General features: G+C 43.7%; 17 protein-coding genes. 7 read left to right on the top strand and 10 right to left on the bottom strand.

Annotated elements, in window-relative coordinates; all coding sequences use genetic code 11:
* Positions 1 to 163 precede the first annotated feature (163 nt).
* A complete protein-coding gene (locus L4D74_RS06460; protein ID WP_428751310.1) occupies positions 164 to 889 on the top strand; it encodes an AzlC family ABC transporter permease in 726 nt (241 codons plus the stop codon).
* Positions 886 to 1,200 (top strand): AzlD domain-containing protein, encoded by a 315-nt coding sequence (locus L4D74_RS06465; RefSeq protein WP_428751311.1) that lies wholly within the window; start codon positions 886 to 888, stop codon positions 1,198 to 1,200. Before L4D74_RS06460 ends, L4D74_RS06465 begins: the two co-directional genes overlap by 4 nt.
* Before the next feature lie 23 nt (positions 1,201 to 1,223).
* On the opposite strand, the gene L4D74_RS06470 is transcribed toward L4D74_RS06465, so the two are convergent.
* From L4D74_RS06470 to L4D74_RS06485, 4 genes are all read right to left on the bottom strand, one after another.
* Complete coding sequence (locus L4D74_RS06470) at positions 1,224 to 1,628, bottom strand: nitrous oxide-stimulated promoter family protein (RefSeq protein ID WP_428751312.1); 405 nt, start codon at positions 1,626 to 1,628, stop codon at positions 1,224 to 1,226.
* Positions 1,628 to 2,104 carry a LabA-like NYN domain-containing protein gene (locus L4D74_RS06475; RefSeq protein ID WP_428751313.1) on the bottom strand — a complete coding sequence of 159 codons (477 nt, stop codon included), beginning with the start codon at positions 2,102 to 2,104 and terminating at the stop codon, positions 1,628 to 1,630. The genes L4D74_RS06470 and L4D74_RS06475 overlap by 1 nt, the downstream gene beginning before the upstream one ends.
* Positions 2,105 to 2,274: 170 nt before the next feature.
* Positions 2,275 to 2,931, bottom strand: a complete 657-nt coding sequence (locus tag L4D74_RS06480; protein ID WP_428751315.1) for a potassium channel family protein — start codon at positions 2,929 to 2,931, stop codon at positions 2,275 to 2,277.
* Between the two features lie 16 nt (positions 2,932 to 2,947).
* The gene (locus L4D74_RS06485) at positions 2,948 to 3,466 is read right to left on the bottom strand and encodes an NUDIX hydrolase (protein WP_428751316.1); all 519 of its coding nucleotides are present in this window, start codon (positions 3,464 to 3,466) and stop codon (positions 2,948 to 2,950) included.
* Between the two features lie 184 nt (positions 3,467 to 3,650).
* Between L4D74_RS06485 and L4D74_RS06490 the strand changes: the two genes are divergently transcribed.
* On the top strand, positions 3,651 to 5,189 hold the full coding sequence (locus L4D74_RS06490; protein WP_428751317.1) for a DUF3943 domain-containing protein: 1,539 nt from the start codon (positions 3,651 to 3,653) through the stop codon (positions 5,187 to 5,189).
* Positions 5,190 to 5,439: 250 nt separating this feature from the next.
* Complete coding sequence (locus L4D74_RS06495) at positions 5,440 to 5,697, top strand: putative hemolysin (RefSeq protein WP_428751318.1); 258 nt, start codon at positions 5,440 to 5,442, stop codon at positions 5,695 to 5,697.
* Positions 5,698 to 5,793: 96 nt separating this feature from the next.
* On the opposite strand, the gene L4D74_RS06500 is transcribed toward L4D74_RS06495, so the two are convergent.
* Together L4D74_RS06500 and L4D74_RS06505 are read right to left on the bottom strand one after the other, a co-directional pair.
* Complete coding sequence (locus L4D74_RS06500; protein ID WP_428751319.1) at positions 5,794 to 6,177, bottom strand: nuclear transport factor 2 family protein; 384 nt, start codon at positions 6,175 to 6,177, stop codon at positions 5,794 to 5,796.
* A 127-nt stretch (positions 6,178 to 6,304) separates the two neighbouring features.
* On the bottom strand, positions 6,305 to 7,015 hold the full coding sequence (locus tag L4D74_RS06505) for a pseudouridine synthase (RefSeq protein ID WP_428751320.1): 711 nt from the start codon (positions 7,013 to 7,015) through the stop codon (positions 6,305 to 6,307).
* A gap of 204 nt (positions 7,016 to 7,219) precedes the next feature.
* On the opposite strand from L4D74_RS06505, the gene L4D74_RS06510 reads away from it, so the two are divergent.
* Entirely contained in the window at positions 7,220 to 8,455 is a 1,236-nt protein-coding gene (locus L4D74_RS06510) for a leucine-rich repeat-containing protein kinase family protein (RefSeq protein WP_428751321.1), read from the top strand.
* A gap of 186 nt (positions 8,456 to 8,641) precedes the next feature.
* Here the strand turns inward: L4D74_RS06510 and L4D74_RS06515 are convergent, their stop codons facing one another.
* The gene (locus L4D74_RS06515) at positions 8,642 to 8,923 is read right to left on the bottom strand and encodes a hypothetical protein (protein WP_428751322.1); all 282 of its coding nucleotides are present in this window, start codon (positions 8,921 to 8,923) and stop codon (positions 8,642 to 8,644) included.
* A 152-nt stretch (positions 8,924 to 9,075) separates the two neighbouring features.
* Here L4D74_RS06515 and L4D74_RS06520 point away from each other — a divergent pair, with 152 nt between their 5' ends.
* Positions 9,076 to 9,777, top strand: coding sequence for a tRNA (adenine(22)-N(1))-methyltransferase (locus L4D74_RS06520; RefSeq protein WP_428751323.1), 702 nt, complete (start codon positions 9,076 to 9,078; stop codon positions 9,775 to 9,777).
* On the opposite strand, the gene L4D74_RS06525 is transcribed toward L4D74_RS06520, so the two are convergent.
* Entirely contained in the window at positions 9,757 to 10,002 is a 246-nt protein-coding gene (locus L4D74_RS06525) for a hypothetical protein (protein ID WP_428751324.1), read from the bottom strand. The genes L4D74_RS06520 and L4D74_RS06525 overlap by 21 nt on opposite strands.
* A 305-nt stretch (positions 10,003 to 10,307) precedes the next feature.
* Entirely contained in the window at positions 10,308 to 12,005 is a 1,698-nt protein-coding gene (locus tag L4D74_RS06530) for a bifunctional metallophosphatase/5'-nucleotidase (protein ID WP_428751325.1), read from the bottom strand.
* Positions 12,006 to 12,258: 253 nt separating this feature from the next.
* On the opposite strand from L4D74_RS06530, the gene L4D74_RS06535 reads away from it, so the two are divergent.
* Complete coding sequence (locus tag L4D74_RS06535) at positions 12,259 to 13,890, top strand: DUF2813 domain-containing protein (RefSeq protein ID WP_428751326.1); 1,632 nt, start codon at positions 12,259 to 12,261, stop codon at positions 13,888 to 13,890.
* Positions 13,891 to 14,083: 193 nt separating this feature from the next.
* On the opposite strand, the gene L4D74_RS06540 is transcribed toward L4D74_RS06535, so the two are convergent.
* Positions 14,084 to 14,560, bottom strand: a complete 477-nt coding sequence (locus tag L4D74_RS06540) for a DUF1097 domain-containing protein (RefSeq protein ID WP_265674016.1) — start codon at positions 14,558 to 14,560, stop codon at positions 14,084 to 14,086.
* Between the last annotated feature and the right edge of the window lie 74 nt (positions 14,561 to 14,634).

Here is a 14,634-nt window from a genome sequence, read left to right on the forward strand (position 1 = left end):
AAAAATAATTCACATTTAGCATGCCTAACCACTTGAAAATACACAGCACCGATGCAACATAACCCTTATCAACCGTAAAGCAATAGCCAGTGACAGTAACAATTACCCGCGAATTCAACTCCGAATACGCAAACAAATAAACAAGTAAGTAAGCAAGGAACGCATGCCAAACCATATCGCAAGAAGTAAACGTCAGAATGATGCCCCCGCCGAGAGGTTGCCTTTATTTCTCAAAGGGTGCCTTTCGATGATGCCTCTAAGTTTAGCTGTCGTGCCATGGGGCTTTCTAGCTGGTTCCTTTGCTATTGAATCAGGGTTAACTTTATTTGAAGGTCAAGCCATGAGCGCCATATTATTTGCCGGCGCCGCGCAGCTGGTTGCCATGGGGATGATCAAATCTGGTGCGACGCTGCTGACTATGGTGGTAACTATTTTCTTTATCACCTCCCGACATTTTCTTTACGGCCTATCTATGAGGGACTCAATCTCTCCGTTGCCGTTAAAATGGCGCCTTGGACTTGGCTTCCTATTAACGGATGAGTTATTCGCTCTATGTGGGCACCAATCGCCGCAGAAATTTAACCGCTGGTTTGCACTCGGTGCAGGGCTATCCTTTTATTTGATTTGGAATATCGCGACATTGATTGGTCTTATTATCGGTAGCCAAATTCCTGACTTACAGCAATATGGCTTGGAGTTTGCCGTCGCAGCAACATTTATTGCCATCGTCATTCCAACAATAAAATCTTTAGCGACATTACTCGCCACCTTTTCCGCCCTCGTGACCGCTGTTGTATTAGCAGCAATGAACGTTGAGATGGGGTTAGTCATCGCCAGCGTTGTTGGGATGAGTGTTGGCTATATGGTGGAAGGGAGAGTTAAGTCATGATTTTCGCGATAATTTTAATTCTAACGTCCATTGTCTTCGCTAGCCGTTATCTATTTCTTGAGCCTAAACTACCGCTTCGAATCAGTGCCAGTGCAAAACGCTTTCTAAGCTACGCCAGTCCAGCAGTACTCACCGCTATTTGGGGACCCATCGTGTTTCTTCCACATGGAGAGCTTAACTGGAGTGACAACTGGCCGTACTGCTTAGGCGCTATTTTTGCCATTATCTGCGCTAAAGTCACAAACAATGTCTTGTTAACCACGATCGTCAGTATCGCGTTCTTTTTGTTATTAAAGCTCACCGTATTTTAAGCGGTGAGCCTTGATAGAAAAGATTACTCACCACGTTTTTTTCGCTGCGAGCGATTTGATAGACCCGCTTCTGGCTTGGCAGGGACTGCCCTTCTCTCGTGTAAGAGGTGGCGAATAGACAAGATAGGATGAGGAAATAACATCCTCGGACCAGCATAACGCATCACGGCTTGCATCTGTTCTTTAGGTTGCGGTTTATAGCAATGGATGGGACATTTATTACAGGTGGGCTTAGTCTGCCCATACGGGCATCGATCTAGACGCATTTCTGCGTAGTCAAGTAGCTCACAGCATGACTCACATAACCCCGTACTTTGACGAGTGTTCTGGTGATGATCACGGCAATATATTGCGACCATCGCTTGCACCGTTTTAAACTCTGTTGCTAGCTCCCCGGATAACAAGCTTAACTCAGATTTAATCGTCATTAGTAAATCAACAACGTATCATCAATAGGTTGATAGTCGTCAGCAACTTCAATCAAATTATTCGCGGTTAATGAACGCGCACTTATGACTGTCACTTTCTTACCGAGACGTTGCTGGATTCGTTCCACGAGAATTTGAAAGTCACCATCTCCTGACAATAAAACAATGCGATCAACATCGGTAGCAAGTTCGATCGCATCTAAAGCGATCCCAACATCCCAATCCCCTTTTGCACTGCCATCTGAGCGCTGGATAAATGGCTTAAGATGAACCTTAAAACCAATGCCTCGCAAAATGTGATGGAATTGTCTTTGTTTAGGATCGGTAGAGGAAATGGCGTACGCATTGGCCGATTTAATTTGATAGTGCTCAGACAGTTGGCGCCATAGCGCATTGTAGTCAAAACGACTTTTGAAAGCTTGGCGTGTGGTGTAGTAAATATTTTGAACGTCAACAAGGACTGCGATGGTTTCCATAACTTCGACCTGAGCGGATTTTGTCACATCATAACAGATCTCTGTTGCCCGTGGATGCATTCCATCACGACGTATCGTTATACCATCGAAAAAGCCTCCAATTATGACCATAAATTGGAGGCTTGCTCTGCATAAATGATTAACGAACACTACGTTAAATCAATAGTAGATTACTCATTTTTCTGTGCCAGATGGCTACTCACTAGGCTCGCCACCATGATCGCAAGGTAAAAGCTGCCTGTGATTGACTCCAAAAAGACGAAAAATTTGGGAATCGCGAGCGTTGGCGAAATATCACCATAACCAACTGTCGTGAGCGTGATAAAACTAAAATAGATCACTTCAAACAAGTTATCTAACCATGGTTTATGTGTTATCCCATTGAAAGGATCGACAAACAGCTCCAATTGAATCAGGTAGATAAACGTAAAGCTCAATCCAAACAGCAAATACACACAAATCGAACCCACTATTTGATTCAACGTGACTCTTTTTGCCATCACTACCTGCTTTAGCGCTGAATACGTTTGTGCGAGTACAAAACACAACATCGCAGACATCGTTACTAAAGATAAATCTTTATTTTCAAACAGAGTAATCGTACCCGAGGTAACAATAACCACCAGCATCACGGCATACCAAGAGCGATAGAAAGTCTGCTTACGATGAACACCAACAATCGACGTAGACATACAAAGTACAAGTAGCGCCAATACATACGACTGCGCATCGTCTTTAAATTGGTGGACAACGGCACTCAGGAAAAATAGAACCAATAACGAGCCCAGCAAAAAGAAAAAGTTATCGTCTTTAGTCACTAGTTTCAAAACTGTCTCTCCTCAATTACAGCATTTCTTTGGCGATTAAATGCAGCAGGTATGTTTCTCTTTCGATACTCATACCTTTTTTATCACTTTCAGCAATGGTCTTCTCATTGAAAGCTATCGCTTCATGTATATTAATCCAAACTGGCTTCATACCATTTTTGATTTCATAATCCTCGTAAGCGGTTTTACCCAGCTGTCGGTCAACCTTACAAGAATAACAGTAGGACACCATATGAACGACATCCGCATCCTGTTTATGCCAAGGACGAAATTCTTCATAAATACCAAACGGTTTAATACCATGAATATTCTTAGCACCCGTTTCTTCTTCTAGCTCTCTGACCATACCAGCGATGACATCTTCCCCCTCATCTAATCCACCACCCGGTAGGGAGTAGTCATGATAACGCTCGGTATACAGTAATAAGATCTGTTCTCCGTCTATCGCTATCGCTCGGGTCGCCTTTCGATGGTAAATATTTTTGTCGTCCAAATGATCAATATCTGGATGAATCGCGGTAGTAATCTTTCTCATGTTCTGCTCGACAACGTGGTAATACTGCGAGAAGTCTATCACACAAATGAACATTTACACTTTGACACAGTTTTATTGTTATTTCAGAAGGGACTATCATAAATGAACGCTGTATTATTACTCCCTCGCTTAAAGGGATGTTAAGCAACTAAACACTACACTGTGAGCTAAGTCCCTTTATATTATGAATGTTTATCCATCGCTAATTCCCGTCTCTCCCCAAACGACAACACCAAAGTCACTGGTAACGCTATCTGTCATCACTGTCGCGCTCGCTAGTCTATACACCCCTTGGGCGAATGCGACGCAGCAAGTAGACACCAGTACCGACGATTCAGCATTGACTCAAGAAGACTTGCTAAAACAAGCGGTCACGGCTGAAGAACCTTTGAGTCACCAAGCGTTGACTGCTCAACAATATCGCACTTGGAATGAGCTCGGCTATCGCTCTATTTCCACCAATAGTAGTTTTGAAGAATTGCGTCAAAACGAAACTACAGTTGAGCAAGTCAGTTTTTATGACTCACCTTATCAAGTGTCTCTATTCAACCCTCAAAATGGTGAAGATAGTGAGCGCCTTTGGTCGCAAACTAAGTCTATCTTTGCTTATGGTGTGGGTGTTGCGGGTGTGTTGGCACTTATGCCTGAATCCATTACAAACTGGGAAAAAGACGACGTTCAACTCATGAATAAATGGTGGGACAACGTTCAATCCGGTCCGGTATGGGACCGAGATGACCACATTATCAACTACATTGGTCACCCTTATTTTGGTGGAGTTTATTACCAAGCAGCAAGAAAATCTGGCTATCGCCAATGGGATGCTTTCATGTATTCCACGTTAATGTCCACATTTTACTGGGAATACGGCATAGAAGCATTCGCTGAAATACCATCCATTCAAGATCTTGTCGTCACCCCTACTCTTGGTTGGGTATATGGTGAATGGGCATTTAATAAAGAAAAAGAGATTCGCCTCGGCGGCGGAACAGTTTGGGGATCCGACGCACTCGGCTCGACAGCACTGTTCTTCTTAGACCCTGTCGACAGCCTTGGTCGCGGCGTCAACAACGTTGCGGGCAGAGAGATCGTGAAGGCTGGTACTGGCTTTGTCGGTGCGCATTCCAATGTCCTTAGAAATGGCGAAGTGGAAACCAAATATCAAGTTCAAGTGCAATATGCCTTTGGCGCTGGTGAGACCGATGACAGCTTGAAGCGTCGCCAGAAGAAAAACTACCATCAATACACGGATGATCCAGTCACATACGGCATTGTTGGTGTCAGCGCTGGATTTGCCTACCCTCAGCTAGATAAAGAACGTAACCTCAAAAACGACTTTGCCCCAGCATTTACACTGGGACTTTATTTCACAGAGCAGTTCTCGACGCGTCTTGGCTATATGCAAGGCAACTACGAGTCAACCGTGAGCAACCAAAAGCATGTTTATGAAAACTACAGTTTAGATTTTCAATACTATTTACTCCCTGGTAGCCCAGTAAAGCCATACCTCAATGCCGGTGTGGGTGAGGCAATGCTTGATAAAGATCGAGATACTAAAAAATTACAGTGGAATATTGGTACGGGTGTTCATTACTCAATCAATGCCAATTGGTCTCTACAAGCGGATTGGAAGTATGCCTACCACCGCAATTCTGGTGCGCGAGATCATCTATTGGGCTCTCGTTTGATCTACCGATTTGGTGAAGGCAATAAATACATCTAACTCAACAAATACATCTAACTCAATAAACGCTCCCTTCGCTTTTCGTTAGTTAACACAAAGCCAGGGAGAGCCTCTACTTGCTATCGTTAATGGGTAACCTAACCAGATCATCTTGTAGGAATTTTAGTCGCAAGTACAAAATCACGGCAATTTGGTGAATAAATGTAAATATTTTGACCGAATCAAAACATTTTTTCTCTGAGATCTCCTACACTTAACCGAAAGTCAGATTTCCAGTTTAGGAGAACAAATGAAAACAGCAAAATGGATGATTGGTGCGATTGCAGTGGGTATTATGGCAGGTTGTGCAAGCGAGCCTGACGAATATGATGTCGATGAAATCACAGCCATTAGCGATCCTGCTTACGTTTATTGTGTTGAGCAAGGCAATAAACTCGCGCGCGTATCAGAAGGCGGCAAACGTGTCCCATACTGCATAATTTCAGACGAAGAAAAGTACACAGTTTGGGACTACTACGAAAATAGAAACAAAAAAGAAGAAAACTAATACCAACATAATGGGCACTCGACAGCAGTGCCCATTATTTAACCACCTTAATTTAGCCACTTTAGTATCCGTACCTACTCTTCCACAATAATCTTATTAGAACATTGAATGACCATTCAATGAACGATCCGGTATCTGTTGAATCGCGTCCCAGTGCTCCACAATTTTTCCATCATTATCAAATCGGAAAAAATCCATGGTGACGTACTCGTCTCCATCGGGCCACTGTTGGTGAGTATGCAATGCGACTAAATTTCCTTCACCAATCACACGCAAAAACTCGATATTCTTTTGAGGATATTCCGTAGCCATTTGTTGAAAGTAATCTATAAACCCTTGCTTGCCATCCATGACAACGGGGTTGTGCTGGATGTATTCGTCGCCAACATACTGCTCTACTGCTTTTTCCGGACAACCTGAGTACGACATCCTGTAAAATTCGACAGCATGCTTTTTATTTTGCTCAACTTGACTGTTCATCGCCAACCTCCCAATTCGCATTTACGCTAAACCGTAGGCGTTGTTCGCAAGAAATACCAGTTCTCGTACCACTGTAATTGGCAGGTCTTAGGTTCCCAAACCTAAACTGTAAATAATTAGTAAGGCATTATTCACCCTCTTGGCGATCTCTATGAAAGAAGCTTTCTACTTCTAACTGCGTTAAATAGCGCCATTCCCCAGGCTCAACGTCCAGCTGTATATCACCAATCCGCTCACGGTGAAGTTTCACGACTTTATTGCCAATGCTTGCAAACATACGTTTCACTTGATGAAATTTGCCTTCTGTTATTGTTAAACGTACATCCTGAGGGGTAATAATGTTTAAGATGGCTGGCTTCGTCAGGTGTGTTTCTCCTTGCAACTGAACCCCATCTTTAAACTTACCAACGGCATCGGTATCAATAGGTTTTGATAAACCGACACGATAAACTTTGCTACATTGTTTCGAAGGCGTAATAATATTGAAAGACCAACGCCCATCATCGGTAATGAGTACCAGCCCTGTCGTGTCAGCATCTAAGCGGCCAGCGATATGAAGTTCATCACGGTGTGCGACATCAATATTGTTGAACAGTGAGGGATAAACTTCATCAATATTTGAGCAAATCGTCCCTGCCTTCTTATTCAGTAGTAGGTAACGAAACGGACGACACAATAGCTTCACTCCGTTCAATGTCACTTGGTTATTTTCATGTACCTGAGTACGTTCACTTGTCATCGTTTGCCCATTAACGCACACCTCGCCGCGTTCAATCACTGAGCAGGCTTGCGCACGTGTCAGTTCGGTGCTTTTACAGACAAATCGATCTAAACGCATTTCATTATTCTCCTAATAGTCTTCGCCGCCATTATGCGCACTAAGCAATATTTAGCAATGCTTAGCAAGTCCACTGATGCCAGAAAAATCGACAACTTTAGAAGACGTATTGCGACTTTAATTGCGCCTAGCTCTACACAACCTACGGGTATTTCGCGTAGACTAGCCACGTTTAAAATCACTACCTAGTATGGACAAATCATTTTGCAGACGCTTTCACAGCTCCAATCCGGCGAACTTTCTGGCACAACTCATCTCAAATTATCCGAATCACTGACCACTTTCCCATCAGAGATTTTATCGCTTGCCGATAGCTTAGAAGTTCTCGATTTGTCGAATAACTTACTCACATCACTACCTGATGAATTAGAAACATTTAGCAAACTCAAAATCGTGTTTGCCTCCAACAACCTATTTGACACCTTGCCTTCCGTCTTAGGTCGCTGCCCTAACTTAGAAATGGTCGGCTTTAAAGCGAATAACATCAAGCATGTCCCAGCAGAATCATTACCAAAGCGTTTACGTTGGCTTATCTTAACGGATAACCAGATTTCATCTTTGCCTGATTCGTTAGGTGAACGACCTCGATTGCAAAAGTTAGCCCTAGCAGGAAACCACTTAACGGCGCTACCAAGCACTATCGAGAACCTGCATAACCTTGAACTGGTGCGGATTTCTGCTAACCAATTAACGCAATGTCCAGACTTATTACTATCATTACCTAAGCTGGCATGGCTTGCCTTTGCTGGCAATCCATTTTGTCAATCCGACATTAATATTCAGTCTGTTCCTAAAATCAAAGCCACGAGTTTTACTTTGCAAGAAACATTGGGGCAAGGCGCATCGGGTGTGATTTCTAAGGCGACATGGAACCAAGCGCAAGCAACGCTACCGCAAGAGATCGCGGTCAAGGTGTTTAAAGGCCAAGTGACGAGCGATGGTTACCCAGAAGATGAACTGCAAGCTTGCCTAAAAGTCGGTAATCACCCCAACCTCGTTCAATCTTTAGCGCAAGTGCATGAGGAAAACTACTTAGCTTTGATCATGAACTTAATCCCAGCTCACTATAAAAACTTAGGCTTGCCCCCTTGCCTAGACAGCTGCACGCGAGACACTTTTGAGCCAGACTTTACCTTGCCTATTGAAAAAATTGAAAAAATTGTTACGCAGATGGAAGACGTATTTGAGCATTTACACTCAAATCAAGTGTGTCATGGCGACCTGTATGCGCACAACACGCTTGTTGATGAAGCGGGTAATATTATATTTGGTGATTTTGGTGCCGCCACCATGTATCACATGCTATCAAGCCAGCAACAAAACAAAGTAAAAACCATAGAGCAACGCGCACTTAAACACTTCATTGATGACCTGCTAAGTATTTGTGCTAAGCAGGACATTAACACCAAAAAATACAAGGCGTTGCGAGAAAAAACATAACCGCCTTTCTCGATATCAGGCTGAGATAATTTCCGCATATGCGAATCGTTATTTCCCTATTAGGTGGAGCACATCTAGTGCCCAGCCTAATGGGTGGAATAACGTGAAGACTCAGCCAAACTTGGTAATCGGCGATGAACTAAGCGATACAGCGCTTACATTCAAAAAACCACAATTAAGTGAGTATTAAATTAATGACACGCCTTCCACTTCAATGACTGAACTGGCATTGGCACGCTCAATAATCTTAACTAACGCTGACTGAATCACTTCATCATTTCGTGCATCGGTCGTACTCGCAAACAACTCCTCTTGGATTTGAGCGCCTTCAGCCAATACAAACTGAACCACGACCTCAGATGCCCTCTCTGCTGTTTCACCACGATATTCCAATGTGATTTGTGGGTAGCCTTTAAATCCCTTTTTCACTTGTTTAGCAATGCGCTTTTTTGCTTTATCTACGTTCATATCATTCCTTGTTCTTGTCGTAAGTTCTAGTAACGCGAAATTGCCCTAGCTAAAAACGATATAGCCAGACTACTTCGCTAACGCTAAGAAAACCATTACAATGCGCGCAATTTACTAAAATAGTTAACTGTCTAAACGTATAGGTACTTTCCTTGAAGTTAAGTAAAAGACTCTCGCAGATCGATCGCATGATCGCTTCAAACTACACCCATATTTGGGATTGCTGCTGTGATCACGGGTTTCTTGGTGCCGCTCTACTAGACCGTAATGCCGCGAAGCATATTCATTTTGTCGATATTGTTCCGAAGTTAATGACGGCACTTGAAGATAAACTCGAACAGTTTTATGCAACGTGTCCATCCGAATATTACGTCCATTGTATTGACGTCGCCAAGCTGCCGTTATCCGACTACAAAGGCAAGCATTTAGTTGTCATTGCTGGCGTAGGGGGAGACTTAATGATGGATTTTGTCAGCCGCCTTTGCCAACGCTATCCACAGCTAGACATCGATTTTCTATTGTGTCCTGTTCACCATCAGTATGCGCTTCGCCAAACCTTGATAGAAAGCGGCTTGCGTCTTCTGAGTGAGGCTTTGGTTGAGGACAACCGTCGCTTTTACGAAGTGATACTAGTGACAACCAATGCCGACCAAGGCAATATCCTTAGTCCCGTCGGCAAGGAACTATGGCAGACACGCAGCCCTGAACATACGGCCATGGCGGAAAATTATCTCGATAAAACTTTGCGTCACTATAAACGCATTCAAAGTGGGGGTAAATCTGACGTCAGCACGATCTTGGAAGCCTACAAGCAGATCTCGGTTAATAGCGAATCAACAGCCCAAAAAAAGTAAGAAGTCACGGCTCGACTGAGCACCAAAAGTGTTAAGTGCACCGCACATCTTTAGGTAACCGTATGACATCTCAATATTCAACGCAGTTGTGGCGCTTATTGGCTTGACTGAACGAGCGGTATTTCTTAACTTGATACCGAACGCCTTTGCTTGCGCGTCTGGAATGGCCGAGAGAAAGTTGTACTCGGCCACTTTCTTTCCCTTTTCTTCTGTTTGTTCGCTCAAGGCAATCATTAATGTGTAAACACATTTCAGGACGGGACATACAAATGAAAAAAGCCGATGTCACCATCAGCTTTTAATTTTTAGATTGTGCCGCCACTTGGCATAAAGTACAGCATCACTAGCCATACCCCAATCCAACCAGCCACAACCGCAACGTCCATCCAATCTTTATTCCACATATCGCCTCCAAAGAGCGCGGCAAGCATCCCTAACGAAACACATTCAATACTTCATGAGCAAAACAATGTCCCGTTACAACACTGCAATAAAGATACCAATTTGGAATGTGACGACCGACTTAATCGCTATAGGTTTCGATAGTGGCAAGCAGACGTTAGCCTTTCTGGTTTGTCTTTCAATAGCTTAATAAAACAATCAGACATAGACCAATTCGTTACCACCCCTTCACCTTGCATATTCAGGATCGCGTCATAGCCTTCTTTACCCTTCATGGTATAAGCGCTTGATGTGCCGTTATATAAGCGGGTACTGTCAAGTGGCCTTCCCGCAATAAAGACATCACTTACCCTTTCTCCCATGGGCGCGTTTTTATCATAATGAAACTCAAGTTGATAGGTGTAGGGGTAGCTGCCGGATCCGGTTCCTACCACACCATTATCAATGGCGTTATTAATTGCCCCCTCAATGATGAGAGGTATGTAACAACCTTGTATGCCATAGACCCCGATAGGAACGGCAAACGGCAGTAGCTTTCCGGCAATATCGGCAACCGAAATATCCCCCGCGTTAAGAGAGTTTCTTACGCCGCCTGCATTATGAATGGCAAACTCAGGTGTATGACCTAATTTGGTCATCGCATAGTGAAACGACTCCGCCACCAATGGCGCGATTTGACTGCCACCTTGTGCATCAGGTAACCGTACATGCCGCAACGGGCGACGCAACGACGCGATAGTGCTTTGCTGCAATGCCCTGACTCTGGGTTGATATTTGTCTCTTAAAATCGCTTTAATTCGATCGTCCTTGCGACACTGCACAACATTTGAGTGGCCTTGTACTGTTGATTTTACCGCATCATAGTCATCATCAGTTAGAGCACTATCGACATCCATAAATATACGGCGCCCGACTAAGAGCTCGTTCTTACCACTAAACTCCGTTACAACGCCATTCGCATCAAATTCAATCTCACAGTGCCCCATTGTCATAGAGTGATGCCCAGCCTGAACAACATGGGTATCTCCTACTTTCACGCCATACTGGTCTCGACTTACCAAACCCAAATTCGAAAAATCCCCTTGCAGGACATGACTATGACCACCAATAATCAGACCTAAACCTTTGACTTTATTTGCTAGATCAAGGTCAGCATCGTAGCCTAGATGGCTCAGTAGAATGATCTTATTGATACCAGAATCATGGATGGCTTGAATTGTGTTTTTCGCTGTTAAGATTGCATTTTCAAAACCAGTGTCACTATCTGGATTGGCTATATCAGCCATCTTATCAATTGAGAGCCCGAAAATTGCCACCTTGTCCCCTTTAACGGCTTTCTCTACCCAACGTGCCGTTTTTGTGGCGGGTTCATAATCATAGACGTTTGGCTGCCCTCTAAGGGAAAAGGCCTTATTACCTTCTTGTGACAGATTCCAGTTACCGGCTAGAAATGGGAAATGAATACTACGAACAAATTGTCCAACCGGATCGTTCCCCATATCAAGTTCATGATTGCCAAGTGCCATCGCATCCAATTCTAAGGCATTGAGCAGTTCAGCGTTCGCTTCGCCTTTGAAGAGTGAAAAATACAAGGTGCCTTGAAAGCAGTCGCCGGCATGAAGGAATAGAAAATCATCACTCTTATGCGCCGCTTTAATTTGTTCGACGCGGGTTTTGATACGTGCAAATCCCCCCGCACTGACGAAGGGATGAAATTCATGATTTGCTACCTGAACCTTGAGCTGTAAGGAAGTCGGTTCAAAGTAAGAGTGCGTATCGTTGATATGCGCGATGGTCAATTTGAGAGGTGTTGTTGTTTTTATCATATTATTATCTCTTAATTCTCCCCTCTGATGGTAGCCACCATTATGTGACATTCAAATGAATTTTTTGAAATCACGAAAGCATTATACAGGTCTTAGTAAGATATACATCACACTAAATATCTAAGGTTATTAGATAACTTTATGAGCAAACATCCAACAAAATTGGAATTAGTTTCTTATAATTTAGATAGATAGTTAGCACCGCGCTACGATTTTACTTAGATAACTTTTGCGAAACACTCGGGAGAGTTGGATGAAATTAGAACGAATCGATATATCTGGTTTCCGAGGCATAAAGCGCCTGTCTCTTGCATTAGACGATTTAACCACGCTCATTGGTGAAAACACTTGGGGCAAGTCGTCGCTACTGGATGCAATTTGCGTGGTATTACCTTCAGATGGCGAACTCTATCAGTTTGAAATGACCGATTTCCATGTCGACCACTCTGTCTCACATCCACAAACTCGCCACCTACAAATTGTTCTCTCTTTTATCTCGACTGAAAAAAATGAAACTCTTACTGGTCGATACCGAAAATTAAAACCCGTATGGCAAGTCGACGAAAACGGAGCATATCGGTTTTACTACCGCATTAGTGCCACCCTCGAAGCGTATAACGTGACACAACACTACGCCTTTTTGGATACGCAGGGACAGACTTTACGACTTCACCATTCAGAAAAAATTGCCCAAGAATTGATGACATTACACCCTGTAATTAGGCTCAGGGATTCACGTCGATTCCGTCATCCTATGGAATTAGAGCGCTTGCACAATTCACGAGCAGAGAAACGAATTAACAACACATGCCGCCGCCTTCTCGCCGTGCCGGGGCACGTTAATAAAGGCGAAATAAAAAGCAGCTTGAATACCATGCGCGATTTGGTTGAGCATTACTTTTCATTTAAAAGTCATTCTCGTGAGTCTGTCACCAAAAACCGTGACGGCGTATTTTTTAGCCGCCCTCACTCTGAACAAAATCTCGTCAACATTATCGACGAAACCAAAAACCATCAAACTCGTTTACTTCTGCTCGGGTTACTTAATGCGTATTTGCAAGCCAAAGGGCCCAATGACCTTCGCCGCTGCGCTAGGCCTATACTGATATTAGAAGATCCAGAAGGTCGCTTACACCCTACCCACTTGTCTCGCGCATGGAGCTTATTACAAATGCTCCCCATGCAGAAAATCCTAACGACCAACAGTAGTGATTTATTAGGTACGGTACCCATACAGTCCATACGTCGTTTGGTTCGGCAGTCAGACCGCACGGTGGCGACAAGCCTCAGCACCAAACACTTGTCTAAAGACGAACTGCGACGAGTCGGTTTTCATATTCGCTTTCATCGTTCTCGAGCACTATTTGCTCGCTGCTGGCTACTGGTCGAAGGTGAAACTGAGGTTTGGCTGTTCAATGAACTGGCTAATTTGAGCGGTTATAATTTAGCGGCAGAAGGCGTGCAAATCATAGAGTTCGCACAGTCCGGATTGAAATCTCTGATCAAAGTGGCCAAAACCTTTGGTATCGATTGGCATGTAGTCACCGATGGCGATGCGGCAGGGAAAAAATACGCAGCGGCAGTGATGAATCAGCTCGACGGAGAGCACCCTCGCCATCACTTAACCGAATTACCCGAGCGTGATATTGAACATTACTTATATATCAATGGGTTTGAAGACTTTTTTAAGGGGTTAATCAAGATTCCTAATGACCACCCAATTCCGCCTCATAAAGTGGTTGTGCGAGTGCTGAAAAAGTTCGCCAAACCCGATCTCGCTTTGGCGATTGTTGGGGAGTGTGAAGACCGAGGAGTCGATAGCATTCCGCTGCTCATTCGTTGGATCCTCAAACGAGTCATTACCATGGCAAATGGAAATACATAAGTTTTTCAATGCATTAAATAACAAACATCACAAAACCCCAAGGACAGGCGCAATCGCTAGTATTTCTCGTATCGCTGCTGTTCATGAGAATATAACCGAACTAAAAAGGGCTCATCACTAATCTTGATGAACCCTTACAGTGTGAATTTACTTTCCTTTTCGGCGAGTATTGTCCGTTCGAGTATTTCAGATTCTATTGCTTTAATAGCTGAGCATCTCGTTGCCCAAGATTGGCATGTAGCCATAGTCCGCTGGATTTCATTGCGTAGCCAAACAAGCCACCTAATACCAATGAAGGAACGACTAATTGCCAATTTCCATCCGCAGCAAACGTTGCACACGCTCCAATAAAGGTACCGGGAATGTAACCAAGCCACGCACGCTTAGCTTGTATACACATGCAAAATGAGACCAATGCCGTCATGATGTAACCTGCGATTTCCATGTTAATCAGTGAGGAGCCATGGATAATAACCAATGCCCACACCACGCCAGATAAATTGGTTAGCAAGCTTTTAGCCAATCCTTTAGCACCATCCGTAGGAGAGGCAAAATAACTAGTGCAACCCAAAAATCCAGCCCATGAAAGCAAACCAAACGAAATGGCAATCCATCCCCAAATTCCCGAAAGAATACCTGTCGTTAGCGAAATTGCGATCAATTGACTCATTACTTTGCACCAGTATTTGTAAACACAGGCACTACAATAGCCAAAAGATCGCCAACATTAAGCGATCAAAATCC

This window comes from Vibrio cionasavignyae, from assembly GCF_050337155.1.
Taxonomy (GTDB): Bacteria; Pseudomonadota; Gammaproteobacteria; order Enterobacterales; family Vibrionaceae; genus Vibrio; species Vibrio nomapromontoriensis.

Excerpts from the sequence above, each read along its gene's own strand:
- L4D74_RS06465 (WP_428751311.1), top strand. The coding sequence starts at position 886 with ATGATTTTCGCGATAATTTTAATTCTAACGTCCATTGTCTTCGCTAGC.
- L4D74_RS06495 (WP_428751318.1), top strand. The coding sequence starts at position 5,440 with ATGAAAACAGCAAAATGGATGATTGGTGCGATTGCAGTGGGTATTATG.
- L4D74_RS06475 (WP_428751313.1), bottom strand. The coding sequence starts at position 2,104 with ATGGAAACCATCGCAGTCCTTGTTGACGTTCAAAATATTTACTACACC.
- L4D74_RS06500 (WP_428751319.1), bottom strand. The coding sequence starts at position 6,177 with ATGAACAGTCAAGTTGAGCAAAATAAAAAGCATGCTGTCGAATTTTAC.
- L4D74_RS06515 (WP_428751322.1), bottom strand. The coding sequence starts at position 8,923 with ATGAACGTAGATAAAGCAAAAAAGCGCATTGCTAAACAAGTGAAAAAG.
- L4D74_RS06470 (WP_428751312.1), bottom strand. The coding sequence starts at position 1,628 with ATGACGATTAAATCTGAGTTAAGCTTGTTATCCGGGGAGCTAGCAACA.
- L4D74_RS06505 (WP_428751320.1), bottom strand. The coding sequence starts at position 7,015 with ATGCGTTTAGATCGATTTGTCTGTAAAAGCACCGAACTGACACGTGCG.
- L4D74_RS06540 (WP_265674016.1), bottom strand. The coding sequence starts at position 14,560 with ATGAGTCAATTGATCGCAATTTCGCTAACGACAGGTATTCTTTCGGGA.
- L4D74_RS06485 (WP_428751316.1), bottom strand. The coding sequence starts at position 3,466 with ATGAGAAAGATTACTACCGCGATTCATCCAGATATTGATCATTTGGAC.
- L4D74_RS06490 (WP_428751317.1), top strand. The coding sequence starts at position 3,651 with ATGAATGTTTATCCATCGCTAATTCCCGTCTCTCCCCAAACGACAACA.
- L4D74_RS06460 (WP_428751310.1), top strand. The coding sequence starts at position 164 with ATGCCAAACCATATCGCAAGAAGTAAACGTCAGAATGATGCCCCCGCC.
- L4D74_RS06530 (WP_428751325.1), bottom strand. The coding sequence starts at position 12,005 with ATGATAAAAACAACAACACCTCTCAAATTGACCATCGCGCATATCAAC.
- L4D74_RS06535 (WP_428751326.1), top strand. The coding sequence starts at position 12,259 with ATGAAATTAGAACGAATCGATATATCTGGTTTCCGAGGCATAAAGCGC.